Origin of the sequence: Sphingomonas pseudosanguinis (assembly GCF_014196255.1) — a bacterium.
Taxonomy (GTDB): Bacteria; Pseudomonadota; Alphaproteobacteria; order Sphingomonadales; family Sphingomonadaceae; genus Sphingomonas; species Sphingomonas pseudosanguinis.
In genome coordinates, this window is record NZ_JACIDH010000006.1 from 141,390 (window position 1) to 161,467 (window position 20,078).

General features: G+C 67.6%; 20 protein-coding genes. 8 read left to right on the forward strand and 12 right to left on the reverse strand.

What is annotated here, in order from left to right:
* Positions 1-372 precede the first annotated feature (372 nt).
* Both GGR48_RS09215 and GGR48_RS09220 read right to left on the reverse strand, forming a co-directional pair.
* A complete protein-coding gene (locus GGR48_RS09215) occupies positions 373-1,341 on the reverse strand; it encodes a hypothetical protein (protein WP_240456080.1) in 969 nt (322 codons plus the stop codon).
* Positions 1,338-2,717, reverse strand: a complete 1,380-nt coding sequence (locus GGR48_RS09220) for a glycosyl transferase family protein (RefSeq protein ID WP_183951621.1) — start codon at positions 2,715-2,717, stop codon at positions 1,338-1,340. Before GGR48_RS09220 ends, GGR48_RS09215 begins: the two co-directional genes overlap by 4 nt.
* Before the next feature lie 182 nt (positions 2,718-2,899).
* Between GGR48_RS09220 and GGR48_RS09225 the strand changes: the two genes are divergently transcribed.
* Positions 2,900-4,105 carry an MFS transporter gene (locus GGR48_RS09225; RefSeq protein WP_183951622.1) on the forward strand — a complete coding sequence of 402 codons (1,206 nt, stop codon included), beginning with the start codon at positions 2,900-2,902 and terminating at the stop codon, positions 4,103-4,105.
* Here GGR48_RS09225 and GGR48_RS09230 read toward each other — a convergent pair.
* From GGR48_RS09230 to sucC, 5 genes are all read right to left on the reverse strand, one after another.
* On the reverse strand, positions 4,059-5,282 hold the full coding sequence (locus GGR48_RS09230) for a dipeptidase (protein ID WP_183951623.1): 1,224 nt from the start codon (positions 5,280-5,282) through the stop codon (positions 4,059-4,061). The genes GGR48_RS09225 and GGR48_RS09230 overlap by 47 nt on opposite strands.
* Positions 5,276-5,554, reverse strand: coding sequence for an acylphosphatase (locus tag GGR48_RS09235; protein ID WP_183951624.1), 279 nt, complete (start codon positions 5,552-5,554; stop codon positions 5,276-5,278). The genes GGR48_RS09230 and GGR48_RS09235 overlap by 7 nt, the downstream gene beginning before the upstream one ends.
* A 240-nt stretch (positions 5,555-5,794) precedes the next feature.
* Positions 5,795-6,724 (reverse strand): FAD-binding protein, encoded by a 930-nt coding sequence (locus GGR48_RS09240; RefSeq protein ID WP_183951625.1) that lies wholly within the window; start codon positions 6,722-6,724, stop codon positions 5,795-5,797.
* Positions 6,721-7,470: an electron transfer flavoprotein subunit beta/FixA family protein gene (locus tag GGR48_RS09245; protein ID WP_170171317.1), complete on the reverse strand. Its 750-nt coding sequence runs from the start codon at positions 7,468-7,470 to the stop codon at positions 6,721-6,723. Before GGR48_RS09245 ends, GGR48_RS09240 begins: the two co-directional genes overlap by 4 nt.
* 156 nt (positions 7,471-7,626) lie before the next feature.
* Positions 7,627-8,826, reverse strand: a complete 1,200-nt coding sequence (sucC, locus tag GGR48_RS09250; RefSeq protein WP_007405207.1) for an ADP-forming succinate--CoA ligase subunit beta — start codon at positions 8,824-8,826, stop codon at positions 7,627-7,629.
* 177 nt (positions 8,827-9,003) lie between these two features.
* Between sucC and GGR48_RS09255 the strand changes: the two genes are divergently transcribed.
* Both GGR48_RS09255 and GGR48_RS09260 read left to right on the forward strand, forming a co-directional pair.
* A complete protein-coding gene (locus tag GGR48_RS09255) occupies positions 9,004-9,555 on the forward strand; it encodes a sterol desaturase family protein (RefSeq protein ID WP_240456081.1) in 552 nt (183 codons plus the stop codon).
* A gap of 25 nt (positions 9,556-9,580) precedes the next feature.
* The gene (locus GGR48_RS09260; RefSeq protein WP_007405238.1) at positions 9,581-9,913 is read left to right on the forward strand and encodes a PilZ domain-containing protein; all 333 of its coding nucleotides are present in this window, start codon (positions 9,581-9,583) and stop codon (positions 9,911-9,913) included.
* Between the two features lie 183 nt (positions 9,914-10,096).
* Here the strand turns inward: GGR48_RS09260 and GGR48_RS09265 are convergent, their stop codons facing one another.
* Positions 10,097-11,032 carry a ribose-phosphate pyrophosphokinase gene (locus GGR48_RS09265; RefSeq protein WP_058744857.1) on the reverse strand — a complete coding sequence of 312 codons (936 nt, stop codon included), beginning with the start codon at positions 11,030-11,032 and terminating at the stop codon, positions 10,097-10,099.
* A 97-nt stretch (positions 11,033-11,129) separates the two neighbouring features.
* Between GGR48_RS09265 and gltX the strand changes: the two genes are divergently transcribed.
* The 4 genes from gltX to GGR48_RS09285 all read left to right on the forward strand — a co-directional run bounded on the left by gltX (position 11,130) and on the right by GGR48_RS09285 (position 14,215).
* Positions 11,130-12,455, forward strand: coding sequence for a glutamate--tRNA ligase (gltX, locus tag GGR48_RS09270; protein ID WP_183951626.1), 1,326 nt, complete (start codon positions 11,130-11,132; stop codon positions 12,453-12,455).
* An 87-nt stretch (positions 12,456-12,542) separates the two neighbouring features.
* A complete protein-coding gene (locus tag GGR48_RS09275) occupies positions 12,543-13,439 on the forward strand; it encodes a tetratricopeptide repeat protein (protein ID WP_183951651.1) in 897 nt (298 codons plus the stop codon).
* A gap of 6 nt (positions 13,440-13,445) precedes the next feature.
* Entirely contained in the window at positions 13,446-14,051 is a 606-nt protein-coding gene (locus GGR48_RS09280) for an LON peptidase substrate-binding domain-containing protein (protein ID WP_183951627.1), read from the forward strand.
* Complete coding sequence (locus GGR48_RS09285; protein ID WP_183951628.1) at positions 14,048-14,215, forward strand: Trm112 family protein; 168 nt, start codon at positions 14,048-14,050, stop codon at positions 14,213-14,215. Before GGR48_RS09280 ends, GGR48_RS09285 begins: the two co-directional genes overlap by 4 nt.
* 131 nt (positions 14,216-14,346) lie before the next feature.
* Here GGR48_RS09285 and GGR48_RS09290 read toward each other — a convergent pair whose 3' ends face one another.
* The 3 genes from GGR48_RS09290 to GGR48_RS09300 are packed head-to-tail and all read right to left on the reverse strand — an operon-like array spanning position 14,347 to position 16,552.
* Positions 14,347-14,919, reverse strand: coding sequence for an MAPEG family protein (locus GGR48_RS09290; protein WP_183951629.1), 573 nt, complete (start codon positions 14,917-14,919; stop codon positions 14,347-14,349).
* The gene (locus GGR48_RS09295) at positions 14,903-15,322 is read right to left on the reverse strand and encodes a VOC family protein (RefSeq protein WP_183951652.1); all 420 of its coding nucleotides are present in this window, start codon (positions 15,320-15,322) and stop codon (positions 14,903-14,905) included. Before GGR48_RS09295 ends, GGR48_RS09290 begins: the two co-directional genes overlap by 17 nt.
* Positions 15,323-15,337: 15 nt before the next feature.
* Entirely contained in the window at positions 15,338-16,552 is a 1,215-nt protein-coding gene (locus GGR48_RS09300) for a UbiH/UbiF/VisC/COQ6 family ubiquinone biosynthesis hydroxylase (RefSeq protein WP_183951630.1), read from the reverse strand.
* A 137-nt stretch (positions 16,553-16,689) separates the two neighbouring features.
* Between GGR48_RS09300 and GGR48_RS09305 the strand changes: the two genes are divergently transcribed.
* Entirely contained in the window at positions 16,690-19,011 is a 2,322-nt protein-coding gene (locus GGR48_RS09305; protein WP_183951631.1) for a DNA translocase FtsK, read from the forward strand.
* A 274-nt stretch (positions 19,012-19,285) separates the two neighbouring features.
* Here the strand turns inward: GGR48_RS09305 and GGR48_RS09310 are convergent, their stop codons facing one another.
* A complete protein-coding gene (locus GGR48_RS09310; RefSeq protein ID WP_183951632.1) occupies positions 19,286-20,071 on the reverse strand; it encodes a hypothetical protein in 786 nt (261 codons plus the stop codon).
* Positions 20,072-20,078 lie beyond the last annotated feature (7 nt).

Below are 20,078 nucleotides of genomic sequence, written 5' to 3' on the forward strand. Positions count from 1 at the left end.
CCGGCTGTTATAACCGCATGGGCGAGAGCGACCAGAGCCATCCCGATATTCATCCCATTCCTCCCCTGCAAGGGGAGGGGGACCATCCGAAGGATGGTGGAGGGGTGTCCCCGGTCGCGGGTTGAGGCCGATCTCTCCAGCCGGGACACCCCTCCGTCAGGCCTGCGGCCTGCCACCTCCCCTGCAAGGGGAGGAAAAAGCGGGAATGCCAATCGTCCTTAGAGCGGGATAACGTCAGTTTGACCCAAGCCGTCATTGCGAGCGTAGCGAAGCAATCCAGAGCGTCTTGCCTGGACACTGGATTGCTTCGCTACGCTCGCAATGACGAATCCACCTCATGTCATCCTTCTCTAGAAGGAATGCCAATCGTCCTTAGAAATCGCCGCCGATCGACAGCGCGGGGCCGGACCCCGGCGCGGCACCCCCCGCCACGCGCTGTCGCCAATCGAGCGACAGGCGCAGCCGCTGGCCGGCGACGGGCAGCGCGATGCCCAGCGTCGGCCCGACGTCGAATCGCTTCGCCCCGCGCTGGGCACCGCCCCAGGCGCCAAGCCCCAGATCGATGTCACGGGTGAGGGCGATGGTCGCACGCACCGCGCCGTCCGCGAACGGTTCGGCACGGTCGCGCAGCACGCCACCCGCCTGGGCATAGCCCGCCGCCGTCACGCCGGGCAGGACGTCGCGTGGCCCGAAACCGGCAACGGCCAGGATGGCGGGGCCGCCTTGCCCGCGATCGAGCGCGATCCGCTGTTCGACCAGCAGGCGGACGGGCAGGTGCGGCGATGGTCGCCAGTCGACCCCCACCGCCATCTCGCGGCCGATACCCTCGATCGGCGTGGAGAGGCGCAGACTGGCCGACAGCGCGCCCTCTCGATCGAGCCGGCGCAGGATACGCACCCCCGCCTGGGTTCCGCCAAGCTGTCCGCCGGGCAGCAATCCGCCGCCGCCGCCCTGAAGCAGGATCGCCCAAGCGCTAGCGCTCCAGCGGGACGGGGATGTCGGCGTAACGGGGAGTGCGGGAATCGCGTCGGGCCAGCTTTGCGGCCTCGGCGAGACATCGGACCAATCCTCCAGGGGCGGCTGATACGACGGAAGTGCGGCCGACCGAGTGACCGGCACCAAGCCGGACGACGGGGCCGGGACGGCGCGGCGAGGACGCACCACCAGGACCGGCGTCGCCACCGGGGCGGCCAGGGCGGCCACGACCTTGGCCGCACCCGGCCGTTTCGACGCGTGATAGGTCGGCACCGGCGACGTCCCGACCGGCAACAGAAAGGCGACCCGCCCCAAGGTCCACAGGCCGAGCACGCCGCCGAGGAACCGGATCGGCCGCCCGCTCATGGCTGGAGCGACAGGTCCGGGAAATGATGCTTCGTCTTGTCCCACACCGCCGGCCTGCCGCGCAGCACGAAGACATAGCGGATCAGCGCGCGCGGTGCCGCCGCCAGCGCGACGAAATTGCCGATGACGAAGCGCGGCAGCGACCATAAAGCCTCACGCCAGCCATAAGCCCGCCCGGTAAAGGCCATGCGCACGACCAGCCGCCACCACAGCAGCATCGCGTTGATCGCGAACAGCCACCACAAGGCGGGTGCCAGCGGCGGCACGGGCGCATCGATGATCCACCGCGCCACGATCGCGCCGGCATCGGCGAACAGCCCCAGATAGGCCGCCGCCAGCACCAGCATGGCCAGCGGCCCGCGCCGGTCGCGCAGCCGCCACCAGTGATCGCCCAGTGCCATCGGCCGCGCCCAGCCGGTACGATCCCAGCCGATCAGCGCGATGCCGGTCATCCACCGCGCCTTTTGCCGCACGGCGGCCACCAGATCGGCGGGAAAGAAGGCGCGCACCGCCACCACCCCGCCGCGCGTCCCGTCGGCGACGCGCGCGAACAGCCCCTCGCCGCCCAGCTCGGCGATGCGCAGGCCCAGTTCGTAATCCTCGGTCAGGCTGGTCGCATCGAACGGATCGCCCCCGCGCGCCGCCGCGATCGCCGCCAGCATCGCCGGCGCGATGGCACAGCCCGTGCCCGCCAGCGGCATCCCCGCGCCGATCCAGGTGCGGACAATCAGCTGCTTGTGGTGGCTCTCCGCGAACTCGTCGGCGTAATGGCCCGACACCAGCCGCGATCCCGGCACGACCAGCGGCAACACCGGAATCTGTACCACCGCGCGTCCCTCGATCAACGAATCGAAGACCGCCAGTTCGGCCGGATGCACGACATCCTCGGCATCGTGGAGGACGATCGCCTTGACCGCAAAATCCTCCGCCGCCTGGTCGCGGGCGAGCGCATGCCACAGCGTATTGAGGCAATCCGCCTTGGTCGTGGGGCCCGCGCGCGATCCGATGACCAGCCGCACCCGGTCGTCCCCTTCGGCGATCTCGGCGGCCGCCGAGATGGTCGCCGGATCATTGGGATACAGCCCGACATATAGCCGGTAATCCGGGTGATCGATCCGCTCCAACGCGGCCGACAGCATCGCGCCGATCACCGCCGACTCGTCCCAGGCGGGAACGAAGACGACCATCCGCCCCGGCTGGCTTGGCGGTGGCAGCGCGTCGCAGCGGACCGGGCGGGCATGCCGGCCACCGATCCGACGCACCAGATACAGAAGGTCGACCAGCAGATCGTCGAGCCCGCCGATCAGCAGTCCGGCCGCCGCGAACAGCGACAGCTCGCGCGCGACGACATCTATGCTTCCGATGATCCCACCCATTCGGCTTGCTCCCCCACGCCGATGCATCCGGTGTGCGGGCCGCAGGCCGTCCGTTCAACGGGATTCTGCGCATCGATTTGAAACAGCGGCGGCAACCGGAAAACTCTGCCCGGAAATCAAGCCCGATCAAAGGTTGCGATCCGTGTTGCGCTGCAACATATGACAGCCGAAAGGACATTCTCTTGGCCAAGACATTTTCTCCGGGCGTCGTTCATGCCGCGCTGGCCGTCGGCGGCTTCGCGATCGGCACGACCGAATTCGCCGCGATGAGCCTGGAGCCCGACCTCGCGCGTGGCCTTGGCATCGATGCGCCGACGGCGGGGCATGTCATCAGCGCCTATGCGCTGGGCGTCGTGGTCGGCGCGCCGTTGCTGGCGGTGCTGTCGGCCAGGCTGGCGCGGCGGACATTGCTGATCGCGCTGATGCTGATGTTCGCGATCGGCAACGGCCTGTCGGCGATGGCCCCCGATTATCACTGGATGCTGGTCTTCCGCTTTCTCAGCGGGTTGCCGCACGGGGCCTATTTCGGGATCGCCGCGCTGGTCGCGGCTTCGCTGGTTCCCGACGAGCGGCGGACGATGGCGGTGGGGCGGATCATGCTCGGCCTGACGGTCGCGACCGTGATCGGCGTGCCGCTGGCGCAGATGCTGGGCCAGTGGCTCAACTGGCGCTGGGTGTTCGGGGTCGTCGCCGCGCTCGCCCTGCTGACCGCGACCCTGGTCGCCATCGCCGCGCCGCAGGACCGACCCGATCACGGCGCCAGTGTCCGCCGCGAGCTGGCGGCGCTGGGCAAGGGGCAGGTGTGGCTGACGCTGGCGATCGGCGCGATCGGCTTTGGCGGCATGTTCGCGGTCTATACCTATCTGGCGTCGACGCTGACCGAGGTGACGGGCGCGTCGCAGACGACCATTCCGCTGGTGTTGGCGGTGTTCGGTCTGGGCATGACGATCGGCAATATCGTGGTGCCGCGCTTTGCCGACCGCGCGCTGATGCCGACCGCCGGAGCGCTGCTGCTCTGGTCGGCGGCGATGCTGGCGCTCTATCCGCTGGCGGCGGGCAGCCTGTGGACGATCCTGCCCAATGTCTTTGCGATCGGACTGGGCGGGGCGCTGGGTACGGTGCTCCAGACGCGGCTGATGGACGTGGCGGGCGAGGGGCAGGGGCTGGCCGCCGCGCTCAACCATTCGGCGTTCAATACCGCCAATGCGATCGGCCCCTGGGCGGGTGGCCTGGCGATCGCGCATGGGCTGGGCTGGACCTCGACCGGCTATGTCGGATGCGGGCTGGCGCTGGGCGGGTTCGTGATCTGGCTGGTCGCGATGCGGTTCGCCGGAGACACGCTCAACGCGCCAGCGGATCGATCGAATCGCCCGGTGCTGTCGCACTGAGGCTCTTCGCCACCGCGTCCACCCGCTCCATCACGCGCATGATGTTGCCACTGGTCAGGCCCAACAGGTCCGCATTGCTCCAGCCGCGCCGGACCAGCTCGGCCAGCACCAGCGGATAGCCGTCGACGCCGGTCATCCCCTCCGGCCCGGTGCCGTTGATCCCGTCATAGTCACCGCCGAACCCTACTGCGCTGTGACCGGCCACGCGGGCGATATGCTCGATATGATCGGCGACCATCGCGGGCGTCACGCGCGGGGCCGGGTTGGCGGCGTCCCAGGCGATCAGCGCGGCCGGACTGCGGGAGCCATAGACATTGGCGGGCACACCGATCGACCTGGCATAGGCCGTGCGTTTGGTATCCCAAGCGCGCCAGTCGCTCGACAGGAAAGCGGGGTAGCAGTTCACCATCACCACGCCCCCACCCGCACCGATCCGGCGGAGCAGCGCATCGGGAATGTTGCGCGGCGCATCGGCCAGAGCGCGGGCGTCCGAGTGGGAGGCGATGACCGGGGCTTTGCTGGTATCGAGCACCGCCGCCATCGTCGCGTCGGAGACATGCGCGACATCGACGATCATGCCGATCCGGTTCATCTCGGTCACGACCGCGCGGCCGAAGGGGGTGAGGCCGTTGGCGATGGGAGCATCGGTCGACGAATCGGCCCAGGCCAGGCTGCGGCCATGCGTCAGCGTCAGATAGGCGACGCCCAGCGCCTGGTACTGACGCAGTACCGACAGCCGCCCGTCGATCTGATGCCCGCCCTCGACGCCGATCAGCGAGGCAACTTTGCCGGTGCGCGAGAGACGGCGAACATCCTCGGCGGTGCGCGCCATGGCGAGTTGATCGGGATGCGCGGCGACGAGGCGGTGGACGCGGCCGATCTGCTCCAGCGTCATCTCCACCGCGCGCGGGCCGGTGACATCGGCGGGAATCCACACCGACCAGAATTGCCCGCCGACCCCGCCGCGTTTCAGTCGGGGCAGGTCAGTCTGGAGCGGATGGGGGAGGGTGGCGGTATTGTCAGCGAATGCCGGCGATTCAGGCGGAAGGTCCGAGTCGCGCAACTCCCATGGCAGGTCGTTATGCCCGTCGACGATCGGCGCGCGGGCCAGGACAGACTCGATGCGGCGCGTAATCGCGGGATCGGCGGCCTGGGCGAGCAGGAGCGCGATCAGCATGTTGGTCGCTGCTCGAAGCGGGTGAGGCTGGGATCGATTTCGTGATCGTGGGGCAGGACCAGATCGACCCGGGCGGCGGGCGGGCCGTCTGCGGCGTCGGCGATCATCTGCGCGACGGAGGCGTCAGAGCCTTGGATCATAGCCTCGACCAAACCGTCCACGCGATTCCGCACCCATCCGGTCAGCCCCAGGGCCTCGGCGCGGCCGAGGAACCAGTAACGATACCCGACGCCCTGCACGCGCCCGGTGATGCGAAGATGTCGGCTGACCATGCCCGCGACTGTCGCGTGAGCGAGCTGGAAAGGGAAGCTCCTATTCCTCCCCTGTAAGGGGAGGGGGACCAGCGAAGCTGGTGGAGGGGTGTCCCGCTATCGAGAGGGTGACACCCCTCTGACGCGCTACGCGCGCCACCCCCCCTTACAGGGGAGGAATGTTGGTTCGCGCAGAGGCGCAGAGAGCGCGGAGGAGAGGGAATCCTCTCTGCGTCCTCCGCGCCTCTGCGCGAACACATCTCAGACCTTGTCGGTCAGCTCCGGCACGACGGTGAACAGATCCCCGACCAAGCCGATGTCGGCCACCTGGAAGATCGGCGCATCCTCGTCCTTGTTGATCGCGACGATGACCTTGGAGTCCTTCATCCCCGCCAGATGCTGGATCGCGCCCGAGATGCCGACCGCGACATAGACTTCCGGCGCGACGATCTTGCCGGTCTGGCCGACCTGATAGTCGTTGGGGGCATAACCCGCATCGACCGCCGCACGGGATGCACCGACGGCGGCACCCAGCTTGTCGGCGAGCGGATCGATCAGCGCATGGAACTGCTCCTCCGAGCCCAGCGCACGACCGCCCGAGACGATGATCTTGGCACTGGTCAGCTCGGGCCGGGCATTCTCGGCCTTCTCCGCGCCGACGAAGCGCGAGCTTCCGGCATCGCCGGTCGCAGCGACCGCCTCGGCCGTACCCGAACCACCCTCGGCCGCCGCCTTCTCGAAGGCGGTGGTACGGACGGTCAGGACCAGCTTGGTATCGCGGGTCTTTACGGTCGCGATGGCGTTGCCCGCATAGATCGGCCGGGTGAAGCTGTCCGGTCCCTCGACCGACAATATGTCGCTGATCTGCATGACGTCGATGAGGGCGGCGACGCGCGGCGCGATGTTCTTGCCCGTCGTGGTCGACGGCGCCAGGAACGCGTCGTGATGGCCCATCAGCTCGGCGACCAGCGGCGCGACGTTTTCCGCCAGCGCATTCGCATAGGCCGCGTCGTCGGCGACATGGACCTTGCCCACGCCAGCGATCTTCGCTGCCGCCTGCGCCACGCCGTCGACGCCTTGCCCCGCGACGATCAGGTGCACCTCGCCCAGCTTGGCCGCCGCCGTGACGGTCGCCAGCGTGGCATCCTTGACGGACCCGCCGTCATGCTCGACCCATACCAGCGTCTTCACTTGGCCACTCCCAGTGCTTTCAGTTTCTCGACCAGCTCATCGACCGAGCCGACCTTGACGCCCGCCTGGCGCTTACCGGGTTCGGCGACATGGGTGATCGTCAGGCGGGGCGCGACATCGACGCCGTAGTCGGCGGCGGTCTTGGTCGCCATCGGCTTGGACTTGGCCTTCATGATGTTCGGGAGCGAGGCGTAGCGCGGCTCGTTGAGGCGCAGGTCGGTCGTGACGATCGCAGGGAGCGTGAGCGCCACCGTCTCCAGGCCGCCATCGACCTCGCGCGTGACGTTGGCGGTTTCACCCTCGATCTCGACCTTCGAGGCGAACGTGCCCTGCGCCCAGCCGAGCAGCCCGGCGAGCATCTGGCCGGTCTGGTTGTTGTCGCCGTCGATCGCCTGCTTGCCCAGGATCACGAGACCCGGCTGTTCCTCCTCGACCACCTTGGCGAGCAGCTTGGCGACGCCCAAAGGCTCCACCGGCTGATCGGCGGTGATGAGGACGGCGCGGTCCGCACCCATGGCGAGCGCAGTGCGCAGCGTGTCCGCCGCCTTGGGCTCGCCGATCGAGACGACGACCACTTCGGTCGCCGCCCCCTTCTCCTTCAGCCGGATCGCCTCTTCCACTGCGATCTCGTCGAACGGGTTCATGCTCATCTTCACGTTCGCCAGATCGACGCCCGTCCCGTCCGCCTTCACGCGCGGCTTCACGTTATAATCCAACACCCGCTTCACGGGCACGACGATCTTCATCGCGGTTCCTTCCCGGCTGAACAGCCCATCATGCCGCCGTCTTTGGCGGCGTTGCGAGAGCATCGCAAGACCAACACCTGAGGCTAACGAGAAAGGGGCCCGGACGTTTCCGCCCGAGCCCCTTTATAATCGGTCCGTCAGGGCCGAAGGTGCGACTTACGCGACCTTCTGCACCTCGGCGACGATCTTCTTGGCGGCGTCGCCCAGATCGTTGGCGGGGACGATCGCGAGACCCGAATTGGCGAGGATTTCCTTGCCCTTCTCGACATTCGTGCCTTCCAGGCGGACGACCAGCGGAACCTGCAGGTTCACTTCCTTCGCCGCCGCGACGATGCCGTCGGCGATGATGTCGCAGCGCATGATGCCGCCGAAGATGTTGACCAGGATGCCCTTCACCGCCGGATCGCTCAGGATGATCTTGAACGCCGCGGTGACCTTCTCCTTGTTCGCGCCGCCGCCGACGTCGAGGAAGTTGGCCGGGAACATGCCGTTCAGCTTGATGATGTCCATCGTCGCCATGGCGAGGCCGGCGCCGTTGACCATGCAGCCGATGTCACCGTCGAGCTTGATGTAAGCCAGGTCGTACTTCGACGCCTCCAGCTCCATCGCGTCTTCTTCGGTGGTGTCGCGCAGTTCCATCAGGTCCTTGTGACGGAACATGGCGTTGCCGTCGAAGCCGACCTTGGCGTCGAGCACCATCAGCTTGCCATCTTCGGTGACGGCGAGCGGGTTGATCTCGATCTGCTCGGCATCGGTGCCCAGGAACGCGGCGTACAGCTTCGACGCGACGTTGGCAGCCTGCTTGGCGAGGTCGCCGGTCAGCTCCAGCGCGGCGGCGACGGCGCGGCCGTGATGCGGCATGAAGCCGGTCGCGGTGTCGATGTCGATCGAGTGGATCTTCTCGGGCGTGTCATGCGCCACGGTCTCGATGTCCATGCCACCCTCGGTCGAGGCGACCATCGAGACACGGCCGGTCGCACGGTTGACGAGCAGCGCGAGGTAGAATTCCTTGGCGATGTCGACGCCGTCGGTCACGTACAGGCGGTTGACCTGCTTGCCCGCTTCGCCGGTCTGGATGGTGACCAGCGTGTTGCCCAGCATGTCGGTGGCGTGCGCGCGCACTTCCTCGGCGGTCTTGGCCAGGCGAACGCCGCCCTTGGCGTCGGGGCCGAGTTCCTTGAACTTGCCCTTGCCGCGGCCGCCCGCATGGATCTGCGCCTTGACGACATAGAGCGGTCCGGGGAGCTTGGACGACGCCTCGACGGCCTCCTCGACGGTCATCGCGGCGAAGCCGGCGGGGACGGGCACGCCGAACTTGGCGAGCAATTCCTTGGCCTGATATTCGTGGATGTTCATGCGCTAGCCTTCCGCCTCTCGGGTGGTTCTAGGGAAATTGGGTGCGGCTAAAGCACAGGCTGGCGGATAAATCCACCCCGAAACGGTTTTAATGCAATTGCATCGCAAATGCGATTTGGTCAAAGGCGGAAGGTCTGATCCATGCGATGAACGGAATCGGGAGCAAATTCATCGCGGATGCGCTATGCCGACTCGATGAACTGGGCTTTTGGCATTCTTCTGTTTCTTGGCACGGTGATCTTCATGGAGGGATTCGCCTATGCGGCGCATCGCTGGATCATGCATGGTCCGGGCTGGTTCCTGCACGAAAGCCATCACCGCCCGCGTACCGGCAACTGGGAATGGAACGACCTGTACGCCGCGATCTTCGCGGTGCCGTCGTTCGTGATGATCCTGGGCGGGGTGCAGCTGGGCTGGTGGCCGGGCTTCACCTGGATCGGCGCGGGCATCGCGGCGTACGGCGCGATCTATTTCGGCTTTCACGACGTGATCGTGCACAAGCGGCTGCCGACGCGCTATCTGCCCAAGTCGGATTATATGAAGCGCATCATCCAGGCGCATCGCCTGCACCATGTGGTGGAGACGAAGGAGGGGACGGTCAGCTTCGGCTTTCTGGTCGCCCCCAAGCCCGAGGACCTGAAGGCCGAGTTGAAGCGCCGCGCGCGCGCCGGGGTGCGTCGCCCGGCCGGTGCGCCGGTCGAGCGCGAACGGGTGTTGGCGGAAAAGTAACCTTCTTGTGGCTAAGGGGAGCGTCATGGAAAAACCGGTCTTCACACCGCCATTCGAGCCGGTCCCCGGCCAGGAACTTCGTCGCTCGCTGCGTCATGCGGTGCGGATGCGCGCGCATCTGCGTGACAAGGGGCAGACCCGGTTCGAGATCGACGTTGTCGACCTGTCGCCCGAGGGCTTTCGCGCCGAAACCAGCTTCACGCTATGGCCGGGCACGATCGTCTGGCTGACCCTGCCGGGCCTTGCCCCGCTGGAGGCGGTGATTGCGTGGCGGGACCGGTTCAAATATGGCTGCGCCTTCTCCAAGCCGCTGCACCCGGCGGTGTTCGAGCATATCGTCGCGCTGGGGAATCGCTGAGGGCATAACATCGCTTGGGTCTGGGCGAGGGACGTGCGCTTCGACTTCGCTCAGCGTGAACGGAGTTCAGGACCTGCCCCACGCCCGTTCAGCCTGAGCGAAGTCGAAGGCTACGGGAATAGCCCTTCGACCTACACGTGACGGGGGCGGGCGACGATTATCGCCAACGCCCTCGCCCCAGCATCAATCGAACAGACTCGACACGCTCGTCTCGTCCGCAATCCGCTTGATCGCCTCGCCCAGCAGCGGCGCGATGGGCAGGTGGCGGATCTTGCCGGTGCCGCTGATCGACTCGTGATTGCCGATCGAGTCGGTGATGACCAGCTCGCGCAGTTCCGAGCCATCGACTCGCGCTACCGCGCCGCCCGACAGCACACCGTGCGTGACATAGGCCACAACATCCTCGGCTCCCGCCTGGCGCAGCGCGGCGGCGGCGTTGCACAGCGTGCCTGCCGAGTCGACGATGTCGTCGATCAGGATGCAGAAGCGTCCCTCGACGTCGCCGATGATGTTCATCACTTCCGATTCGCCCGCGCGCTCGCGACGCTTGTCGACGATGGCGAGCGGCGCGTTGTTCAGACGCTTGGCGAGCTGGCGCGCGCGGACCACGCCGCCGACGTCGGGCGAAACGACCATGAGGTTGTCGTTCTTGAAGCGCGCCAGAATGTCGGCCGACATGACCGGCGCGGCATAGAGATTGTCGGTCGGGATATCAAAAAAGCCCTGGATCTGGCCGGCATGGAGGTCGACCGACAGGACGCGGTCGGCGCCCGCGACGGTGATCAGGTTCGCCACCAGCTTGGCCGAGATCGGCGTGCGCGGGCCGGGCTTCCGGTCCTGGCGCGCATAGCCGAAATAGGGAATCACCGCGGTGATGCGGCTGGCCGACGCACGCTTCAGCGCGTCGATCATGATGAGGAGTTCCATGAGGTTGTCGTTGACCGGATAGCCGGTCGACTGGATCACGAACACGTCCTCGCCGCGCACATTCTCCTGGATCTCGACGAAGATTTCCTCATCGGCGAAGCGGCGCACCAGCGCCTCCGTCAGCGGCACCTCCAGATAGGAGGAGATCGCCTTCGCCAGCGGCAGGTTCGAATTGCCGGTCATCAATTTCATGGTCGTACCCCGTCCCCGCAGACAGCCCGTAGTCGCGGCCCCTTTAATCGCGCTGTCACAATAGCGCAAAGGTGATTCCCCGATTATGGGCGAGGCCATGACCGTGACCCGTTTCGCTCCTTCGCCCACCGGGCGGCTGCATGTCGGCAACATCCGCACCGCGCTGCACAACTGGATGTACGCGCAAAAGGCCGGGGGGCGCTTCCTGCTGCGCATCGATGACACGGATGCCGAGCGGAGCGAGGAACGCTATGTCGAGGCGATCCGGGCGGATTTGGCCTGGCTGGGGCTGATCCCGGATAGCGAAGTCCGTCAATCCGAGCGTTTCGCTTTGTATGAGGCGCGGTTCGCCGAGCTGGTGGCGAGCGGCCATGTTTATCCCGCCTATGAGACGGCGCAGGAACTCGATCTGAAGCGCAAGATTCAGCTCGGGCGTGGCCTGCCGCCGGTGTACGATCGCGCCGCCTTGTCGCTGACCGACGAGGATCGCGCCAAGCTGGAAGGCGAGGGCGTTCGCCCGCACTGGCGGTTCAAGCTCGATCACGGCGCGGCCATCGAGTGGGACGATGCGGTGCGCGGGCCCCAGCGCTTCGATCCCGCGACGATGAGCGACCCTGTGATCCGCCGCGCCGATGGGACGTGGCTCTATATGCTGCCCTCGGTGATCGATGACATCGACATGGGCGTGACCCAGGTGGTGCGCGGCGAGGATCACGTGTCCAACACCGCGCTCCAGATTCAGATGTTCCAGGCGTTGAAGGCAGAGCTGCCGCGTTTCGCCCATGCCGCGCTGCTGACCGGGAACGAGGGCAAGCTGTCCAAGCGACTCGGCTCGCTGGGCGTCGATCATTTCCGCGAGATCGGGATCGAGCCGCAGGCGGTACGCGCGCTGCTGGCACGGATCGGGACCAGCGATCCGGTCGAGCCGGTCGCCGAGATGGCCCCGCTGATCGCCGGGTTCGACTTCACCCGCTTCGGCCGTGCGCCCGCGCGCTTCGACGAGGCGGAACTGGCGCAGTTGAACGCGCGCATTCTCCACCAGACGCCGTATGAAGCGGTCGCCGACCGTTTGCCGACCGGCATGGGCGAAGCGGAATGGGAAGCGGTGCGCCCGAACCTTAATACCGTCGCCGAAGCCGCCGACTGGTGGCAGGTGATCGAGGGGCCGGTCGAGGCCCCCGAACCGGCCGAGGACGACCGCGCCTATCTGGTGCAGGCCGCCGAAGTCGCGGGGCAGATCGACTGGACGACCGATCCCTGGCACGCACTGACCGCCGCGCTCAAGGACGCGACCGGGCGCAAGGGCAAGACGCTGTTCCTCCCGCTGCGCCTCGCGCTGACTGGCCGGGCGCAGGGGCCGGACATGGCCGCGCTCTTGCCGCTGATCGGGCGCGACCGCACGATCGCGCGGCTGAACGGCTGATTTACGCGACGGCCTTTCATTACCGGACCCGCTCGCCCACATAGGGCCGAGCAACACGTAAAGGAGCGTCTTTTGGCCACGTTGGGAATGTCGCCTGCCGACAAGGAAGCCGTCACCGCCTTCCGCCGCGATGTCGTCGAGCCGTCGATGACCAAGCTGGTCATCCTGGACTTCTGGGCGGAATGGTGCGGGCCGTGCAAGGCGCTGGGCCCGACGCTGGAAAAGGTTGCGGAGGCCTATGCCGACAAGGGCGTCGTGCTGGCCAAGATCGACACCGACAAGAACCAGTTCATCGCCAACCAATTCCAGATCCGCTCGATCCCGACCGTCTATGCGATGTTCCAGGGGCAGCTGGTCGCCGACCTGACCAGCGCGCGCACCGAAAGCGCGCTGCGCACGATGCTCGACCAGTTGCTCAAGCAATTGCCGATCCAGTCGGAAGCGTCGGACGCGGCAGCGGAACTCGAACCGCTGATCGCGATGGGCGAGGAGGTGCTGGAGGCTGGCGACGCCGAGCGCGCGCTGTCGATCTTCCAGCAGCTGCTCGACATGGCGCCCGAGCATCCCGCCGTGCTGTCGGGGCATATCCGCGCGCTGCTCGCCGCCGGCCGGATCGATGAAGCCGAAGCGGCAACCGAGGCGCTTCCGCAAGGCCTCGCCAACGATCCCGCCATCCACCGTGCGGTCGCTGCCGTGGCACTCGCCCGGTCGGCTCCTCCGGCGGCGGACTATGCCGATCTGGCGGCCGAGGTCGCGGCCAGCCCCGACGATCACGATAAGCGGTTCGCGCTGGCCAACGCGCAGATGGCGACGGGCGACCGTGACGGCGCGGCGGACAACCTGCTCCACATCGTTGCGGCCGATCGCGGCTGGAACGAGGACGCCGCGCGCCAGCAACTGCTCAAGCTGTTCGAGGTGGTCGGCATGACCGACCCCTGGGTGTCGCAGCAGCGGCGGCGGCTGTCCGCCATCCTGTTCGGATAAGCGCAGGTGGCGCGGCTCTCGATCTTTCCGCTGGCGGGCGCGATCCTCTTTCCGGGGATGCCCTTGCCGCTGCACATCTTCGAGCCGCGCTACCGGGCGCTCGTCTCCGACGCGATGGCGCGCGACCGGCGGATCGGCATGGTCCAACCGGCGGGCGAGGGCGACACGCCCGCGCTTTATCAGGTCGGTTGCGTCGGCCGCATCGCCGAGGTCGAGGCGATGGAGGATGGCCGCTACAATCTGGTTTTAGAGGGCGTGTCGCTGTTCCGTATCCAGCGCGAGCTGGAGGTGACGACGCCGTTCCGCCAGGTCGAGGCGGACTTGCTGCCGATCGCCGACGAGGATTTCCTGTCGCTCGGCCGCCGCGCCTCGCTGGAGCAGGAATCGCGGCGCTTTGCCGATCTTCAGGGCTATGCGGTCGATTGGGATTCGGTCGGCCGGCTGGATGATGAGAGCCTGGTCAACGGTATCGCCCAGATCGCACCCTTCGATGTCGCCGCCAAACAGGCGCTGCTGGAGGCCCCCGACCTGGAACAGCGTGCCGAGCTGATCATCCAGTTGATGCAATTCTTCGGACGCCATGATGGCGAGGATCGGGTGACGCTGCAATGAGCCTGGACCCGTGGTTGCTCGAACGGCTGGTGTGCCCCGTCACGCGCACGCCGCTGCGTTATGACGAGGCCGCACAGGAACTGGTGTCGGAGTCGGCGGGGCTCGCCTATCCGATCCGCGACGGCGTGCCGGTGATGCTGGTCGAGGAAGCGCGGGAGCTTTGAGCCCCTACGTCGTTCACACTATCCCCCACCCCCGTTCAGCCTGAGCGAAGTCGAAGGCCAAGGGCATCGCTATCGGCGAGCGTGGGGCATGCACTTCGACTTCGCTCAGGCTGAACGGGGGGCGGGATGGATCAGATGATCCGCCCGACCAATGCCACCAGCACGATGACCAGCGCCGCCACGCTGGAATAGAAACCCAGCGCAAAGCCGAACGCCCGTGCCACCGCGCCGCGTGCATAATTGGCCCAGAACAGCGTCCGCCCGATCGAAAACAGTGCGGCGAGCATCGGCACCATCGCGCCCGATCCCTCGACCACCCAGGCCAGCGCGATATAGGCCGGGACCGCCAGCACCACCTGCTCCAGGGTATTGCGCAACACCGCCTGCGCGATGGCGATGCGCGGCGAATCACCGCCGCCCCCCGCCGCCGCATCGATGTCGGCGGGCGATTCGAAGCGGAGCGCCGCGACATGGCCGATCGCCGCTGCCAGCCACAAGGCCGCCACCGTCGCCGCCGCGACCGCGCGCAGGACCCGGTCGGTCGGTGACAGGAGGGGCGCGAAGCTCCAGCTGACGATCAGGGTCAGGATGACGACGAACAGCGCCGCGCCCATGCCGCGCGCGACGCCGCGCTGGCGCCGGTCGCGGATCGGCCCGCGCGCGGGGCGGGTGGGATGGCCGGGATAGTCAGGCCCAGGGATCATAGCTGCCAAAGCTCCAGATATGGCCTTCCGGATCGCGCACGGCATAGCCACGGCCGCCATAGGGCTTGTCCGCCGGCTCCGCGATGATCGTCGCGCCCGCCGCGCGGGCCTGCGCCGCATGGGCATCGACATCGGCGACGACGAGATACAGCTCCATCGTCACCCCGCCCGCCTGGGCCGGCGTCTTCGATCCCGCAATGGCGGCATGCGGCGTGAACAGCGCGCTCGACACCATCACCATCCGGTCCTGCCGGACCAGCTGCGCATGGTGGACGATGTGGGGATCGTCGGGGTCGGCGAAGACCGCCTGCCGTGCGAACCCGAAGGCGTCACACAGAAAATCGATGGCGTGCGGCGCATTCTCGTACCGGAGGCAGGGAATGATGTCGGGCCGCATCGCCATCTCGCTCATGAAGGTTCAGACCATCACGCCCTGTAACAACCGGGGCAATTGTCCGGTTTCACCGCGCGCTTCGGCCATGAAGCGGTTCTTGATCGGCGGGATATGGTTGATCGCGGTAATGCCCAGCCGCCGGACCGCGCTGGCGGTCTTGCCGGGTATGCCGAAGATGCGGTTGAAGCTGTCGGTCGCGACCGACACCATCAGCGTGTCGAGCCCGCGCCATTGCTGATAGCGCTGGAGCAGCGCGGCATCGCCCAGGTCCATGCCGGTGCGCTTGCCCTCGACCAGCACCTCGACGAGGGCGGCGACGTCGCGATAACCCAGGTTCACGCCCTGCCCCGCGATCGGGTGGATGCCGTGCGCCGAGTCGCCGACCAGCACCAGCCGTTCGCCGGTCATCGTCGCCGCGCGGTGGAAGCCCAGCGGATAGGCGGAGCGGGGGGACGCATGGGACAACGTGCCCAGGAATCCGCCCATGCTCTTCTCCGCCTCGGCAAGGAAGGCGCGGTCGGACAGCTTCAGCATCCCGTCGCCATCGCGCCCCGGCACGGACCAGACGATCGCCGAGCGGTGCCCGATGTCATCGTCGGGCAGCGGCAGCAGCGCGAACGGGCCGCTGGGGTAGAAAATCTCGAACGCGATATTCTCGTGGGCGAGCTCGTGGTGGAAGGCGCTGATGATCGCCTTGTGGTCGTAGGACCAGCGCGCGACCTTGATCCCCGCCGCCTCGCGTGTCGGCGACTGGCGACCCTCGGCGGCGACGAGCAGCGGCGCGCGGACGGTGGTGCCGTCGCTTAAAGTCGCGGTGACGCCCGCCGGACCGCGCTCGACCGATACCGCGCGGGTCTGCATGCGCAGGTCGACCAGCTCGGCCTCGCTGGCGGTCGCATGGATCGCGCGGCGCAGCAGCTTGTTCTCGAACATGGTGCCGAGAGCGCCGTCATCGGCATCGGGGATGAAGTCGAGCGCGCCCGGCTCCAGCCCGTCGCTGACCCGGATGTGCCGGATCTCGCAACCCTGCCCCGCCAGCTTCGCGCCGATGCCGATCGCATCGAGCATCCGCCAGCTGGCCGAGGCGACGGCCGAGGCGCGCCCGTCGAAACCCGGGGCCAGGACCACCGCCGGATCGGCGGGATCGACGATGATCGAAGACAGGCCATGCGCGGCCAGGCCAACGCCCAGGGTCGCCCCGACCAGGCCGCCGCCGAGGATGATGACGTCGCTATCCATATCCATGCTCCTAGACCGTCAGGCGGTCGCAAACAATGCGGGGGCCGACAATCCGCCGTCCCTCGCGCCTTGACGTGGAAACCGTCAGAGGCGATGAATTTTCCCGGATTTTCGGACATTCCTGAAGGACAACAGCCATGGCCAGCCGCGCGCAGCCCGTTTTATGGCGCGAGACGGTGAAGGCGGGGGCGGTGCGCAGCGGGGCGCTGGTCACGGCGATCGCCTTGTTCGCCGTCACGCTGATGCTGGTGCTGGCGCTTGCCAGCTACCGCGCGAGCGACCCTGCGCTCAACACCGCCTCGGGCGCGGTGCCCGCCAACTGGCTGGGGCTGCCGGGTGCCTGGATCGCCGACATCGCGCTGACCCTGTTCGGCCCGGCGGTCGCGCTGATCCTGCCGGTCGGGCCGATCATCGCGACCCGGCTGTGGCGCGACCGTCCGGCGGGGCGCTGGGTACGGATGCTGCGCCAGGCGGTGATCGGTGTCGCGCTGATGGCGTGCGCGCTGTCCTTCGTCTCCGACTCGGCGGTGCTGGCGCTGCCCGCCGGCTGGGGCGGGGTGATCGGCCTGTCGGTCGCCGGACTGGTCGACTGGGCGCTGGCGTTCAGCGGCCAGCCGGCGGTCGTCACCTGGGGGTCGGCGGTGGCGGGCCTCGCCTTCGGTCTGGGCGGGGCGTATCTGTGGGGCCGCAGCCTGGAACTCGATCTGGCGGAGCGCGGGCTGGCGCGGCTGCGGCGGCGTCGGGCCACCTCGGGCGAGGACGCGGACGGCGTGCCGTGGGATGACGACGACAGCGCGCTGTACGACGATGATGGGGAAGAGGACGAGGAGCCGCTGACCCTGGCGCGCAAGGCGGTGCCGGTGCGCGAGGATCGCCCCGCCCCCGTCATCGCCGACCGCCAGGTCGCGCCCGCCCCTGCCCGGCCCAAGGCCGCCGCCGATCGCGACGCGCCCTATCAGTTGCCCGGCCTCGACCTGCTGACCCCCGCGCCGCCTTCGCCCGCCGGCCAGATCGACAAGGCGGCGCTGGAGCGCAATGCGCGGCTGCTGGAAAACGTCCTCGACGATTTCCGCGTCCAGGGCGCGATCGTCGAGGTGCGCCCCGGTCCGGTCGTGACCATGTACGAGCTGGAGCCGGCGCCGGGCATCAAGGCCAATCGCGTCATCGCGCTGGCCGACGATATCGCGCGCAACATGTCGGCGATCTCGGCGCGCGTCGCGGTAATTCCGGGGCGCAACGTCATCGGCATCGAATTGCCCAACGCCAAGCGCGAGATGGTGTCGCTGCACGAGCTGGTCGCGTCGCAGAGCTTCGCCGATCAGGCCGCCCAACTGCCGATCATCCTGGGCAAGAATATCGCGGGCGACTCGGTGGTCGCCGACCTGGCCCCCATGCCGCATCTGCTGGTCGCGGGTACGACGGGTTCGGGTAAGTCGGTCGGTCTCAACGGCATGATCCTGTCGCTGCTCTACCGCCTGACGCCCGAGCAGTGCCGGATGATCATGATCGACCCCAAGATGCTGGAATTGTCGATGTATGACGACATTCCGCATCTGCTCTCGCCGGTCGTCACCGATCCGGCCAAGGCGGTCCGCGCGCTGAAATGGGCGGTCGAGACGATGGAGGACCGCTATCGCCAGATGTCCTCGGTCGGCGTGCGCAGCCTTGCCAGCTTCAACGACAAGGTGCGTGCGGCCAAGGCCAAGGGCCAGCCGCTCGGCCGCAAGGTCCAGACCGGCTATCACCCCGAGACCGGCCAGCCGGTCTATGAAGAAGAAAAGCTCGAATACGAACCGCTGCCGCAGATCGTCGTGATCGTCGACGAGCTGGCCGACCTGATGATGACGGCGGGCAAGGAAGTCGAATTCCTGATCCAGCGGCTGGCGCAAAAGGCGCGCGCGGCGGGTATCCACCTGATCATGGCGACGCAGCGTCCGTCGGTCGACGTCATCACCGGCGTCATCAAGGCGAACCTGCCGACCCGCATCTCCTTCCACGTCACCTCGAAGATCGACAGCCGCACCATCCTGGGCGAGCAGGGTGCCGAGCAGCTGCTGGGGCGGGGCGACATGCTCTATATGCCCGGCGGCAAGGGGATCGTGCGCGTCCATGGTCCCTTCGTCTCGGACGACGAGGTGCACCGCGTCGCCGATCACTGGCGTGCGCAGGGCCAACCCGATTATATCTCCTCGGTCACCGAGGAACCGGCGGAGAGCTTCGCGCTCGATGGCGCACCCACGGGCGAGGACTCGGCCGAGGACCAGCAATATCGCGCCGCGATCCAGCTGGTGTGCGAGAGCCAGAAGGCCTCGACCTCCTGGCTCCAGCGGCAGTTGCGGATCGGGTATAACTCGGCGGCCCGGCTGATCGAGCGGATGGAAACCGACGGCATCGTCGGGCGCCCGGACCATGTCGGTCGGCGCGAAGTACTGCGCGATACCGAGGGGCATCCGATCTAGGTCGGACCGACATTTGGACACTGTCGCCGTCATTGCTCCCCTGGAAGGGGAGGGGGACCATGCGGAGCATGGTGGAGGGGTGTCCCCCTCTCGATAGCGGGACACCCCTCCGTCAGGCCTTCGGCCTGCCACCTCCCCTTCCAGGGGAGGAATAAGATGAATGTCGATTGGCCCTCGGCGTCAGTATGTGCACTTCGACTTCGCTCAGTGCGAACGGAGGCTGGGATATTGCCCCAAACGCCGTTCAGCCTGAGCGACGTCGAAGGCCAAGGGATTACCCCACCGGCTTCAACGTCGCCGAATCAATATGCCAGCGCCGCTGCTCCGCGCTCGATCCGTCCACGTCATTGACCCGTCGCACGACATATTGGCCGGTGAAGCGCTGCTGTCGGCCATTGTCGAGCTGAGCGTCGACCGTCACCGGGATGGTCGCATAGACCGACCCCGCCGCGCCCTCGCTGGGACCCGTTCGCCCGATCGTCACGCGGGTCGCGCGGGTATCGGCAAAGCCTTTCTGAAAGTCGGCGAAGCGCTGGCCCGGGCGGCCGTCCGGCCCCCATTGCTGCCACGCGGTCGCATAGTCATGCGCATTGATCGCGGCATAATAGCGCCGGACCACGCCGGCGGCCGCCGCATCGCTCCTCGAATCGACCGAGCAGCCCGGTGTCGTCGCCGCATCGTTGCCGAGCAGCGCGCAACTGCGCGCGATCTCGTCCTCGATCAGCGCGCAACTATTGGCGACGTTGCACGGCGGATGCGTGGCGGGGGAGACCGAGGTGCAGATCTTCACCAGCCGCTGCGCCGCCGCCTGCCCGCGCTCGGCCGAACAGGCGAGCACGCCCTTGGGCTCGGCTGGACGGCTGATCGGCTGGGCGGTCGCCCCAGAGGCGGGGGCGGGGCCGGGGACCTCGGCGTTGGTCGGGCTGGCTGACGGCGTGGGGCCGGGCGTGCGCACCGTATAGGTTTCGTCCCGGCTCTCGCCGCCGTTCCCGCAGGCGGCGAGCAGCGGCAGGAGCGCACAGGCCGCGATCCAGGCCCTGGCGCGGTTGGAGGTGATCATCCGCAAA